Here is a 12,853-nt window from a genome sequence, read left to right on the forward strand (position 1 = left end):
GTTGGTATGGAGTATTCTGCTTATCAAGAGATAGCCTCCTTTTCGTAGTTATTTCTCGCCATTATAGCTGAAGAGGAAAAATAAGGGATATTCTTTCCGTGAAAAAGCCAATTACAGCCAGCTCCATATCAAATACACTGTATCCAGTTAGAAAAGGAAGGGGGTGAGCAAACGATGGCGGTAAGTGAGAAGGGCAAACGCAGCGGGGTATCCCTGAAGCTGGACGGAGGTCTGAACCCGGTGACGGGAAAGATGAAGACCGTGAGTTGTCCTCTGGGCAAGGTGGTTCGCAACGCCAGCGCCGAAAAGGTGGCCGATGTGGTTGGGGCGCTGGTTCCTGTCCTGGAGTATCCCATGGTCGAGATCCAGCGCACGGAAGTCACGGTCCTGGAGATCGTGTAGGCGACGTTATATTCCGGGAGGACGAGCCGATGTACAGGATGGACGAAAGCCAGCCTCCCTTGATTCTAAAAGCACCGGATTTTTTGTAAGATTGGTTTTTTATAAGAGTTTTTTATAAGAATTTTTTATTAAGAATAAGAAAGGAAGTGAAGCGCAAATGGCTGATTTGAGACTGACCTTCGACGGTGGACAGGGGAAAAAACTTGCCATGACTTTTTCCAACGCAAACCCCGCAACGCCCGCCGGCAGCGTCAAGGCCCTGATCGCGAAGATTCTCGCGAACAAGGAGATTTTCTCCGAGGAGCCGGGCAATATTCTCAACGCGGATTTTGTCACCACCACGGTCACCCCCGTCAACCTCAGCTGACCGCGGCGTGTTATAAAGGTTAATTAAACGAAAAGCCCCTCTCTCTTCGGGGGGAGGGGTTCAGGGGAAGACAAAGATATTTTTAGAATACCTAAGTCAGCCTAAGTTAATTTACATATACGCAAAAGAAAGGTTGGATTTATTATATGGAAACCTTCACTCAGACCCTCCTGCAGAACGGGTTTTCTGTTGCGGTGGCGGCGTTTCTGCTGCTGAGAATGGAAAACGAGCTGCGGGCGCTTCGAGGAGCCATAGATCGTCTGCGATACTGTCAGAACTGCTGTTTTTCTCCCATAGCGGCGGCAGGGCTCGTCAGAAACGCCGGAGAAAACTTCGAAGGTATGACCGGAAAGGGAGGTGTGCCTGAAAAAGCTGAAAAGGGAAGATTGATTGTCAGGGAAGGGATAAAAAGTGTCTCATGAGGTACGACGTCAGGTATTTCAGGAGTCGGGAGTTTTTTTGTCCCTGTTGCGGCAGAGGGCGGATAGGGCGTGTGCTGGTGCTGTATCTGGACATGCTGCGGTCCGCCTGGGGAGGGCCTGTTGTGGTCAACTCCGGATGGCGCTGCGAGGCGCACAACGCGGAGGTGGGCGGTTCGAAAAACAGCCGGCACAAAATCGGCTGCGCGGCGGACGTCCGAGCGGAGCGGGGGGAACACGCGGACTTCGTGGCGCTGGCCATGAGGCTCTGCAAACTGCCTGGCTGGGAAGTGCGAATCTACAATTCCTTCATTCACATCGCGTCTCCCCGGGAAGAAGAGCAGCGCCTCTGGTACGGCGATCCCATTACGCTATGATTTTTTCTTTACGGTAAATTCAGGAGGTATTTTCCCTTGGGGGCAAGAGATGTAACTATGGATACAACAGATATGATGATGATGGATATAACGGTGGAGGAGTACATGCAGAAACCCTGGAGCTACGTCGTTCGCCCCCTCAAAGATGAAGTGGGACCCTATTTTCACGCGTCGGTGGTGGAGCTGGAGGGCTGTCAGGGCGCCGGAGAGACCTTCAGAGAGGCCTGTGAGAGCCTCTGGAGCTCCATGGCTTCCTGGTTCGAAAAGAAGCTGGCCGCCGGCGATTCTCTGCCCGAGCCGTCTCAACCCGGGGAGCCCTGCGAAAATTTTCGGGTGGACCTGCCCAAATCCCTGCATTCCCGCCTGATTCTGGAGGCAAAACAGGAAGGCGTCTCCCTCGGCTCCTACGCCCTCTACAAACTGAGCCGCTGAAGTTCGGGAGCTAAATATAGATGCAAAAAAACCGGAAGCGATTCACTCACTTCCGGTCTTCGTTATCCTCATTATCCTCAGTTTTGTCCACAGATTTTTACTTTTTTCGCGAAAAAAACCTCAGCCCAGCTCCCGAACCTTTTGCTCCATGAAGTCCAGTTTGCTCTGAGTGTCCGCCGCGGAGGCGAAACCCCGCTCCTGAAGGGTGGTCAGGGCGTAGCGGTAGACGCTGAAAAGCTCCTGCCCGTGAATGCCCAGCAACCCCCGCCCGATGTGCTGCTCGCCGCTCTGGAGCATACTTCCGCTCACGCTGGCCATCTGCATGAGAACCACGCCCTCCGGCGTCATTTTCAGCTCGGAAATGGCGTGCCAGGTCTCCTGCCCGTTGCTGAGGCGGTTGGTGACCTCCGTCCTCATCTGGTCGAAGTCGGACATCAGCCCCAGTCCGATGTACATTTCGATATACATCTCCTGAAACTTGTCGAGGCAGGCTTTGACCGCCTGCTCCGTGACCTGCGGGTCCACCGACGGCTTCGGTGGCTCCATCGTCGTAACGGAAGGAGTGGCCACGACGCCCATGGGTGAGTTTTTGATGCTTTCGATCAGGTTCATGTCAAAATCCCCGTCGCCCCGAAGGCCGTCCACGGCAATCCCTCGAACCGGAGTTCCGGACCTGCCTCGTGACGCCGGAGCGGAGCGACCCTGTTTCGCTTTTTTGGGGGATGAGCGTCTTCCCACCAGCATCAGCAGGAGCAGCAGCAACACCACTGCCGCGGCCGCGCCGGCGACGCTGTACGGATAGCCCGGCAGGTCCTGAAGGATCTCCAGAATGATCTCCATCCGTTCACGTATCAATTCCAACCTCAACGCCCCCCGAAGCTCAGGATTTGTACACAAACTCACATGACTGACAAACAGTATACACTAAATTGGAACTTTCCGCAGGAGCCTCTTTCTTATGCCTCTTTCTCATGGGTTCAGGCCCCTGTTTTATGCCTGTTTTTAATTCGCTGTTTTTACTCGTTGTGGCGAATTTCGATCATGTCGCCGTCCTTCACGACGTACTCTTTGCCCTCAAGGCGCAGAAGGCCCCTGTCCCGGCAGGCGGCCAGAGAGGCTCCCGCCGCGATGAAATCCTCGTAGGCCACCACCTGAGCGCGAATGAAGCCCCGGGCCAAATCGCTGTGAATGGCCCCCGCCGCGTCCACGGCGTTGTCGCCCTGATGCAGGGTCCAGGCTTTGACCTCGTCCTTGCCGCTGGTGAAAAAGGAAATCAGTCCCAAAAGGGAGTAGGCGCTGTGAATCAGGCGGTCTCGGCCCGGTTCCTCGATGGAAAGCTCCGTCATGAACTCCTTCTGCTCCTCCGGCGAAAGCTCCGCCAAATCCATCTCCAGAGAGCCGAACACCCGCACGGCCCCCAGCCCCTTTTCACGGAGAGCGGCCTCCAGAGGGGATTCCGCCATTCCCGCCTGAGTTTCGTCAAGGTTCAGCACCACCAGTTCCGGCTTCAGCGTCAGGAAGGCAAATCCGGACAGGGAGCGTTTCTGCTCCTCCGTCAGAGCGTATTCCCGAAGGGGGCGCTCCTCCATCAGATGATCCTGAAGTTTCTGGAGCAGCGCGGCCTCGGCGTTTTCCTCCGGCGAGGTTTTTTTCTTTGCGCTCAGGCGGTCGAGCCGGTTGACGATCACGCCCAGGTCTCGCAGAATCAGTTCCGTCTCCACGATTTTCCAGTCCCGCAGGGGATCCAGCGTTTCCTCGGGATGGGGGACGTCGGAGTTGTTGAAAAAGCGCACCACGTGCAGCAGCGCGTCCGACTCCGAGACGAAGGAGAGGAAGGAGTTGCCCAACCCGGCGCCCTTGCTGGCGTCCCGGGAAAGCCCCGCCAGGTCCACGAACTCCACCGTGGCCTGAGTCGCCTTTTTGGGCTCGAAAATTTCCACGAGTTTGTCGAAACGTTTGTCCGGAACGCTGACCAGCGCCCGGTTGGGTTCTGTTTTACCGCCGGCGTAGGGCTTGACCTCGGCCCCCGCCCGTGTGATGACGTTGAACACCGTCGATTTGCCGCAAAGCGGCAGTCCCACAATTCCGCATTTCAGCACCTGAAAAAAACCTCCCCGGCCCCTCAGCCCTCGTTAAGTCCTTCTATTATACCTTGCCCCGCAGGTTGGTTTCAGCCACTGTATTTTGAGGCATTGCTTATTATTTCCCGCATGTGTTCCATTACTTCGTTCTGCGTGAATCGCTTATCTGTGTTCAATGCTTCTCCGCAGGATTCCAACAGCTTCCTGTCCAGCTCATAAATAAATTTTCGCGCTTTATAGTTTTCCATCTTTATAATTTTCCACGCTCATGACAGCTTTTTCTGTTTCTATTCCGCGGCGACGCCGGAGGGGGGGCCGTTCAGGGCGGAGTTTTCCTCGGCGAAGCGCCGGCGGATTTTCCGGTAGATGTACACAAAGAGGGCCACGGCCACGAAACTGCCAGAGACGTGGGCGATGGGCTGGAACCACCAGATGTAGGCGAAACCGATGTATCGGGCGAAAAGCCAGGCGGCGGAAACCCGGAAAATGATGCTCCGGCAGAGCTGCGTCAGAGTCCCGAAAATGGAGTAGCCCGTCCCCACGAAAAACGCGCAGGAGATGCTCGTCAGCGAGGTGAAGGGGTAGGCGGGAATCGAGGCCCGAATGGCCGTGCTGGACATCGCCATAATCTCCGGCATGGGGCGGAAAAGCCCCAGAAAAACCCAGGGCCAGCAGTAGATCACGGACCCCATGGAGCACATCAGAATCACCGCGATAATGTAGGCGCTGCCGCAGCCGGAAAGGATTCGCCTGGCGTCCCTTCGCCCGTAGTTGAAGGCCACGTAGGGAATGAGGGCGGAGTTGATTCCGTTTATGAAGTTGAAGGCCAGCTCCTCCACCCGGAGCCCCAGCATCCAGGAGGCCACGGCCCGGTGCCCGAAGGTGGAGAGAATTTTGTTGACGCTGCCCATGCCAAAGGCCACGCTGGCCGTCGTGAGGGCCACGGGAATGCCGATCCAGAGAATGGGCTTCCACCAGGTCGTGAGCCGGTCCCGAAGCCGCAGCCGGGGAGAAATCGTAATGGAGCTGCTGACCTTCATGCGATGAATCAGGTAAAGGGAGGAGGCAATCCGCGAAACCCAGGTGGCGATGGCCGCTCCCGAAATTCCCCACCCGAAGGTGAAGATGAAAAGCGGGTCGAGGGCGATATTGATGGCGTTGGCCAGGGCGATGGCCTTGAAGGGCGTCAGGGTGTCCCCCTGAACCCGAAACACGGTGTTGGCCGCGTAGGTGAATCCCATGAAGGGGAGCAGAATGGGGATCCACATGTTGTAGAGCCAGCAGAGGCGCAGCAGGGACTCCCCTCCGGCCTCCCGGGCCCCGATGGCCGTGAACACAACGTTGGAGACTCCGGGCAGAATCAGCGGCGTGGAAATGAGGCAGAAGGTGTAAAGCAGGGCCAGAGCGCTCCGCGCGATGTGACGGGCCGCCGGGAGGTTGTTCCGTCCGAGGCTGCGCCCCATGAGGGCGGTAGCGCCTCCCGCCACGCACTCCAGCATGGCGAAAACGCACTGGTTCACCGGCCCCGTGAAGGACATGGCGGCCATGGGAAACTCCCCCAGCCAGGAGACGAAAATCGTGTCCACGAGATGAAGGAGGCTGTTGAACACGAAAAGCCCCATTGAGGGAATGGCCAGGGTCAGAATCGCCTTCATCGGCGAGTCGTTCCCCAGGTCCGCCCGACCCCTCCAGATCCCGTGGAATAAGCCGTGTTTCTGGTTTGTTTCCATTACTGCCGCCACAAAAATACACCCCCGGGATTGTTCATCGCTTTTCTGACATTTCTTTACACTTCTTCATATTTCTTTGCGTCCGGCTCTGCTCGTCGCATAACAGTTAAGTATACGCCGGAATTTTTACGCCGCAAGAGTCCGAAAGGTTAATTTCAACAGTTCGGGTTTCCGCGATTTTATAACATACCGTCGGGAAGGTATGTTATAATGCCCCATAATTCTTGCAGGGAACGTGAAAGGGGCATGACGGTGCGCAAAAGCAGAGAGGAAGCTGCGGAGACGCGGGAGAAAATCCTTGACTCGGCCCTTGAAATCATGAGCAGGCAGCCTTTTTCGAAGGTGTCGCTGACAAAAATTGCCGAACGGGTGGGACTGTCGAAAGGCGCGGTTTACTGGCATTTCAAAAACCGGAACGACCTTCTCGTCAGCCTTGTGGAGGACATCAACGGCCGAATGGCGGAGTTGAGTCCGGATTGGGCGCCTCGGTCGGAGGCGGACGTGCGGAACTACTTTGCCGTCCGACTGGAACGGGCTCGCAAAAGCAGACGGATGCTGGATATTTGTCGTCTGATGATGCGGCGTTTCGAGTGGCCGGAGGAGGTTCGGGAAAAAATTTACGGCATAGTGCGGGAGAAGATGACTCAGGATCGAATCAGACTGGAAAAATTCTTCGCCGGCCGGAAAACGGAGGAGTACTCCCTTCCTCCGATGGAACTGGCGACGGTGGTATCGGCGGTGTTCCATGGGCTTTTCATCGCTCAGATCGACGACATCGCGGAGGCCGGCAACCTCGCCCGATACGTGGATTTTGTGCTGCGGGCCCTGATTTATGCGCGCTGAAAACAGGCGGACCGACGTCAATAATAAGTCGATAATAAAGTGAGAATAATATCTGTACAGGTAAGGAGAGGCCGAAAACATGGCATTGCCGGAAGATAATCAGAATACAGCGGCGGACCCCGGCGAAAATCCGGAAAACGCCGCGGTGCAGAGCGCAGGCGTGGAGCAGGAGAACCCCGGTGCGGATACCGTGACGGAAGCGGCGCAGGCAGAGGAGACGGAGCGGCAGCCCTCGGAGACAGAGGAGCAGGCGGCCCCGATGAATCCCGATCCGGTGCGGGTTGAGCCGGGACAGATCCGGGCCGTAAAAATCGAACCCGAGGCGCGAAAAGATCTGCAAAAACCCGCCAAAAACAGGATGGGAACGGTTATTGCGGCGATTATAATGCTGGGCGTGGCGGCTTATGCCGCGAACCTGTATCTGAGCGATAAAACGGCGTCCCGGGCCAGGACGGCGGCAGGAGCGGGGGCGGGGGCCCGGCCGGCTCCTTCGGTGGTGCTGAACACGGTGGTCAGCGTGGATCTGGCCACGGAGCGGGAGTACATCGGTCGGGTGGAGTCCATGCAGACGGTGCAGCTTCGTCCGCAGGTTTCCGGGCAGATCGCCGGGGTTCATTTTAAGGAAGGTTCTCTGGTGAAGGAGGGCGACCTGCTGTTCAGCCTGGACGCCCGGCAGTATCAGGCCACGGTGGACCTGCGAAACGCGGAGCTGGGGCGGTCTCAGGCCGCTCTGGACCGGGCGCAGAAGTACCTGAACCGGCTGAAGTCCGCGGACCGGCGCAGCGTTTCCGCGTCGGATCTGGACGTGGCTGAAGCCGAGGTTCTTCAGGCAAAAGCAGCGGTGAATCAGGCTCAGGCCTCGCTCCGTCTCGCCCGGCTCGACCTGGGATACACGAAGATCACCGCTCCCATCACCGGCAGGATCGGCGGGGCGCTTTTTACGAAGGGCAATTTCGTCACGCCCTCCAGCGGGCCTCTGGCGAACATCGTTCAGGTGAACCCCATACGGGTGGCCTTCGCTCTGCCGGATCGGGATTATCTGGACGCCCTGGTGTCCTTCGAGTCCGTCGAAAACGTTTTTCACGCCACGATTCTCCTGCCCAACGGGAAGGAATATCCCTTCGTCGGGCAGCGGGATTTCGAGGAAAACGTCATGGACGACCGGAGCGGCACGATGACCATCCGTCTGCGGTTCGAGAACGACGGAGGAGCGCTCATTCCCGGCTCCATGGTGCGGGTTCGGACCCGTCCCGCCCGGAGCCACGTGGCCATTCTCGTCCCTCAGGAGGCCGTCCTCACCGACGCTCAGGGCGACTATATCTACGTGGTGGACGCGGGCAACGTCACTCACCAGCGTCGGGTGACCCTTGGAGCGGAGGAGGGGACCATGAGGGAGGTGGTTTCCGGACTCATTACAGGAGAAAACATCGTCGTTTACGGCCTTCAGTCCATCCGGCCGGAAATGAAGGTGGCTCCCCTGGAGACGGGAGGAAAGACTTCCGGAAAGACTTCGGCGCGGGCGCCTTCGGAGCGAGGCTCTTCAGAAAGGAAAAACTGAGTCATGTTTTCGAAATTTTTCATAGATCGTCCCCGCTTCGCGATGGTGATTTCCATCCTTATCGCCCTGGCGGGAGTTATCGCGGCCTTCAACCTGCCGGTAAAGCAGTATCCCGACGTGGCTCCGCCTCAGATTCAGGTTTTCGCGGAGTATCCCGGCGCCGACGCCGAGACCATGGCCAACACCCTGGCCGCGCCGCTGGAGGAGGCCATCAACGGCGTGGACGACATGATTTACATGAACTCCACCTCCAGCAACTCCGGACGCTACTCCCTGTCCATCACCTTCAAAACGGGCACGGACTCCAACATGGCTCTGGTTCGGGTGCAGAACCGCGTCCAGCAGGCGACCCCTCAGCTTCCTTCGGAGGTTACGGCCCGGGGCATCACCACCCGGACCAGCTTCGCCAACCAGCTGGGTTTCGTGGCTCTGGTGTCCCCCAAAGGCACCCGGGACTCCCTGTTCCTCATGAACTACGCCTACAGCAACATCGCCAACATCCTGAAGCGCGTTCCCGGCATGGGCAACGTGGAGGTTTTCGGGGCCAAGTACAGCATACGCATCTGGCTGGACCCGGAGCGTCTGGCCTTCCTCGGGATTTCCACCGGAGACGTGGCCAGCGCCATATCCAGCCAGAACCGCCAGGCCTCTCTGGGCTCCGTGGGAGCGGCCCCCGCCGCCGAAGGCAGTCCTCTGGTCTACTCTCTGACCACCCGGGGCCGGCTGGGGACGGTCAAAGAGTTTGAGGACATCGTCCTTCGGGTGTCGGACAGCGGCGGCATGGTCCGGCTGAAGGACGTGTCCCGCATCGAACTGGGGGCGGAGTCCTACAACATGCGAGCGGCCTTCAACAACCTCCCGTCGGCCATGATGGCCCTTTCTCAGGCCAGTACGGCCAACGCCATCGACGTCATGGCCGCCACCCGGGAAACTCTGGACGAGCTGCGGCAAAACCTGCCCTCGGACACGGAGTTCGTGGTGGGTTACGACTCCACGGATTACGTTCGGGCGACGATCACGGAAATTGTGGAAACCCTGCTGCTGACCTTCCTTCTGGTGGTGGGCGTCTGCTACATCTTTCTGCAGGACTGGCGGGTCACTCTGGTTCCGGTGGCCGCCATTCCCGTGTCCCTGCTGGGGACCTTCATCGGTTTCGTGGCCATGGGCTTCAGCATCAACATTCTGACGCTCTTCGGACTGGTTCTCGTCATCGGAACGGTGGTGGACGACGCCATCATCGTGGTGGAACGGGTTCTGTTCGTCATGGATCGGGACAGGTGCGACGCCCGAGCCGCCACGGTGCAGGCCATGCGAGACGTCACCGGTCCCATGACGGCCACCACTCTGGTGTTTTTGGCCATTTTCGTGCCGGTGGCCTTCATGAGCGGAATTACGGGAGAAATTTACCGTCAGTTCGCCGTGACGATCTCCGTGTCGGTGTGCTTCTCTCTGGTGCTGGCCCTGACCCTTTCCCCGGCCATGTGCGCCCACCTGCTCCACGGCATCAGGCCCAAACAGCGCGGGCCTCTGGCCTGGTTCAACAAATGCCTGGCGGCTTCCACCCGTAAATACGTGGCGGGGGCCATGTGGATCGCCCGAAGAAGTTTCGTCACCGTGGGGCTGTTTCTGCTGGTGGTGGCGGCCTGCTGGTGGATCATTCGGGTGACGCCCACGGCCTTCATTCCCGATGAGGACCAGGGCGCCGTGTTCGCGGCGGTACAGCTTCCCGAGGGCGCTTCTCAGAACCGTCTCGGCGCCGTCGTCGACAGCTTCGTTTCTCAGGCCCGAACCGTCCCCGGCGTGGAGTATGTCATGGCCGTTCAGGGCTTCAGCCTTCTGGGGGACTCCGGCGAAAACGTGGGAAGCGTCGTCATGCCCCTCCAGAACTGGGATAAGCGGGATACACCCGAAACCAGCCAGGCCGCCATCGTGGGAAAAATTCGCGCTCTGGCCGCCACGTTCCCGGAGGCGCAGATTCAGGTGTTCACTCCTCCCGCCATCATGGGCATGGGACTGGCCGGAGGGCTGGATCTGCGGCTGCAGGCCACGCTGGACCGAGACCCCGGAAAACTGGAGGGCATCATGAACGACCTCATCGCGAAGATCAGCCAGTCGCCGGAGTTTCTCTACTCCTTCAGCAACTACACCTCCAACACCCCCCACATTTATCTGGATCTGGACAGGGAGAAGGCGGAGATGCTGCAGGTCCCGCTCAACAACATCTTCAGCACGCTTCAGACCTACTTCGGGACGGCCTACATCAACGACATCAACCTGGGCTCTCAGGTCAACCGGGTCATTCTGGAGTCGGACTGGCCCTACCGGAAGGGGATCGACAGCGTGGGCAGCATATGGGTGCGCGGCGCGGAGGGGAATCAGGTTCCGATCAAGAGCTTCGCAACCCTGAAAAAAACTCTGGCGCCACGGTCCGTCAGCCGCTACAACCTCTATCCCACCGCCGCCATCACCGCGGTTTTGCAGCCAGGTTACTCCACGGGACAGGGGATCGCCCGGATCCTTGAACTGGCCAAGACCCTGCCGGAGGGCTACATCACCGCCTGGTCCGGTCTGACCTATCAGGAAAGTCAGTCGGGAGGGCAGGTTATGCTGATTATCGGCATCGCCCTTCTGTTCGGCTACTTCTTCCTGGTGGCTCAGTACGAGAGCTGGACGGTGCCTCTGGGAGTGGTTCTGTCTCTGCCTGTGGCCCTTCTGGGGGCCGTGGCGGGGATTCTCGTCATGAAGATTTCCCTGTCTATCTACACCCAGCTGGGCATTCTGCTGCTGGTGGGACTGGCGGCCAAAAACGCGATCCTCATCATCGAATTCGCCAAGGAGCAGCATGACGACCACGGGCTTCCCATCCTTCAGGCGGCGGCCGAAGCGGGGTTCGAGAGGTTCCGGTCGGTGCTCATGACAGCGTTCACCTGCGTGTTTGGCGTGTTTCCCATGCTGATCGCCACCGGAGCGGGAGCGGTGAGCCGCCTTCACGTGGGCACGACGATGTTCTTCGGCATGAGCGTGGCCACCATTTTCGGAATTTTCCTGATCCCCGGCCTTTACGTGGTTCTCCAGACCAACCGGGAGCGGGTGAAGGCCTTCATCGCCCGCCTGTTCTCAAAGAAGCCCGCGGAAACCGATGCGGAGGTGAAGTCATGAAAAACGCAGCCGCAGTTTGCAGGGCGCGGCAGAAAATACAGATGAAAAAAATGGCAAAATTCGGGCTTGCCGTTCTGATTCTGACTCTGGTCGGAACGCTGGTTCCGGCCGGGTCGGCGGAGGCGAAACCGAAAAAGACACAGGAACCCGTGGTTTCAAGGGATCTGGAGCTGGACGCCGGGAACTGGGCGGCCCTGGTGCGCCGCTACGAAAGCCCCTGGTACGCTCTGGACGACCTGACCCCGCCTTCTCCCAAACTTCTGGAGTCCTGGTGGGAGACCTTCGAGGACGAGACCCTGACCCGACTGATTCACCTGGCCCTGAAGAACAATCGGGATCTGCAGGCGGCCCGGTCCCGGGTCACGGAGGCCCGCGCCGCGCTGGGAATCAGCCGGGCGGCCCGAATGCCCTGGCTGACCAACGCGGATTCCTGGGGACGTTCGGAGTCCCCGGCGGACGTGGGGGGGACGGGACATCCCGTGGAACTCTGGCGTCTGACGGTGGACGCCACCTGGGAGATCGACATTTTTGGAGGCCGGCGTCTGGAGACAAAAGCGGCTCAGGCCGATCTGGAAGCTCAGTACGCCGCTCTGCACGGCGCGTGGGTTTCCCTGTCCTCGGAGGTGGCGCTGAACTACCTGTCCCTCCGGACCCTTCAGGAGCGGCTTCGAATCGCGGAGGCGAACCTGTCCCTTCAGACGGAGACTCTGGACATGGTGCGCTCCCGGTACGACGCGGGGCTCTCGGACTCTCTGGCCCTGAGTCAGGCGCAGTTCACCACGGAGCAAACCCGGGCCTCAATTCCGCCTCTGGAGACCAGTCTGGAATCGACGCTGAACACTCTGGCGATTCTGGTGGGGGAGGTGCCGGGAAGTCTCTCGGATGAACTGGGACGGCCCGGGCCTCTGCCGAAGGTTCCCGGCGCGAAGCTGCTGGGAATCCCTGCCGAGGCCCTGCGTCAGAGGCCGGATGTTCGAAGGGCGGAGCGTCAGCTTCTGGCCCAGATTGCCCGCAAGAAATCCGCCCGGACGGACCTGTGGCCGAAGTTCAGGCTGACGGGGGCCATTGGGTTCACCACGCCCGGTTCGGGCAGTCTCTTCGACGCGGACTCCAAACTCTGGAGTTTCGGCCCTCAGATCTCCCTGCCCATTTTCCACGCCGGTGCGATTCGAAAGAATATTCAGGTTCAGACGGCCCGTCAGGAGCAGTATCTTCTGGCCTACGAACAGACCGTGCTGGGGGCTGTGGCGGAGGTGCGCAACGCCCTGACGGCCAACGTGCAGGAGTATCGGCGGAACGACTCCCTGCGCTCCGGACTGGAGGCGGCGCGAAACGCGCTTTTTACCGCCGACGATAAATACCGGAACGGGCTCACGGATTTCAACAACGTCATCACCGCCCAGCGCACCGTGCTGACTCTGGAGGAGGCCTGCGCCGTCAGCGAGGGACAGAAGCTCTCCAACGTGGTTCGCATCTTCAAGGCCC

General features: G+C 59.2%; 12 protein-coding genes. 9 read left to right on the plus strand and 3 right to left on the minus strand.

Annotated elements, in window-relative coordinates; translation table 11 throughout:
• The first annotated feature begins 174 nt into the window (after positions 1-174).
• From LBR61_08910 to LBR61_08930, 5 genes are all read left to right on the plus strand, one after another.
• Entirely contained in the window at positions 175-402 is a 228-nt protein-coding gene (locus tag LBR61_08910; protein ID MDR1732193.1) for a hypothetical protein, read from the plus strand.
• Between the two features lie 157 nt (positions 403-559).
• Positions 560-769, plus strand: a complete 210-nt coding sequence (locus LBR61_08915) for a DUF2922 domain-containing protein (protein MDR1732194.1) — start codon at positions 560-562, stop codon at positions 767-769.
• 146 nt (positions 770-915) lie between these two features.
• A complete protein-coding gene (locus LBR61_08920) occupies positions 916-1,191 on the plus strand; it encodes a YvrJ family protein (protein MDR1732195.1) in 276 nt (91 codons plus the stop codon).
• A 71-nt stretch (positions 1,192-1,262) separates the two neighbouring features.
• Positions 1,263-1,565 (plus strand): hypothetical protein, encoded by a 303-nt coding sequence (locus LBR61_08925; protein ID MDR1732196.1) that lies wholly within the window; start codon positions 1,263-1,265, stop codon positions 1,563-1,565.
• A gap of 57 nt (positions 1,566-1,622) precedes the next feature.
• Positions 1,623-1,997, plus strand: coding sequence for a type II toxin-antitoxin system HicB family antitoxin (locus LBR61_08930; protein ID MDR1732197.1), 375 nt, complete (start codon positions 1,623-1,625; stop codon positions 1,995-1,997).
• A 120-nt stretch (positions 1,998-2,117) separates the two neighbouring features.
• Here LBR61_08930 and LBR61_08935 read toward each other — a convergent pair whose 3' ends face one another.
• From LBR61_08935 to LBR61_08945, 3 genes are all read right to left on the minus strand, one after another.
• Complete coding sequence (locus LBR61_08935) at positions 2,118-2,858, minus strand: hypothetical protein (GenBank protein MDR1732198.1); 741 nt, start codon at positions 2,856-2,858, stop codon at positions 2,118-2,120.
• 155 nt (positions 2,859-3,013) lie between these two features.
• Entirely contained in the window at positions 3,014-4,096 is a 1,083-nt protein-coding gene (gene ychF / locus LBR61_08940; GenBank protein MDR1732199.1) for a redox-regulated ATPase YchF, read from the minus strand.
• Positions 4,097-4,365: 269 nt separating this feature from the next.
• Positions 4,366-5,820: an MATE family efflux transporter gene (locus LBR61_08945; GenBank protein ID MDR1732200.1), complete on the minus strand. Its 1,455-nt coding sequence runs from the start codon at positions 5,818-5,820 to the stop codon at positions 4,366-4,368.
• A gap of 198 nt (positions 5,821-6,018) precedes the next feature.
• On the opposite strand from LBR61_08945, the gene LBR61_08950 reads away from it, so the two are divergent.
• The 4 genes from LBR61_08950 to LBR61_08965 form a co-directional block, all read left to right on the plus strand.
• Positions 6,019-6,651 (plus strand): TetR/AcrR family transcriptional regulator, encoded by a 633-nt coding sequence (locus tag LBR61_08950; protein ID MDR1732201.1) that lies wholly within the window; start codon positions 6,019-6,021, stop codon positions 6,649-6,651.
• Between the two features lie 79 nt (positions 6,652-6,730).
• Positions 6,731-8,209: an efflux RND transporter periplasmic adaptor subunit gene (locus LBR61_08955; protein MDR1732202.1), complete on the plus strand. Its 1,479-nt coding sequence runs from the start codon at positions 6,731-6,733 to the stop codon at positions 8,207-8,209.
• Between the two features lie 3 nt (positions 8,210-8,212).
• Entirely contained in the window at positions 8,213-11,368 is a 3,156-nt protein-coding gene (locus tag LBR61_08960; GenBank protein MDR1732203.1) for an efflux RND transporter permease subunit, read from the plus strand.
• A partial coding sequence (locus tag LBR61_08965) for an efflux transporter outer membrane subunit (GenBank protein MDR1732204.1) occupies positions 11,365-12,853 on the plus strand: 1,489 nt, incomplete at its 3' end. The genes LBR61_08960 and LBR61_08965, both read left to right, overlap by 4 nt.

This window comes from Synergistaceae bacterium, assembly GCA_031272035.1.
Taxonomy (GTDB): Bacteria; Synergistota; Synergistia; order Synergistales; family Aminobacteriaceae; genus JAISSA01.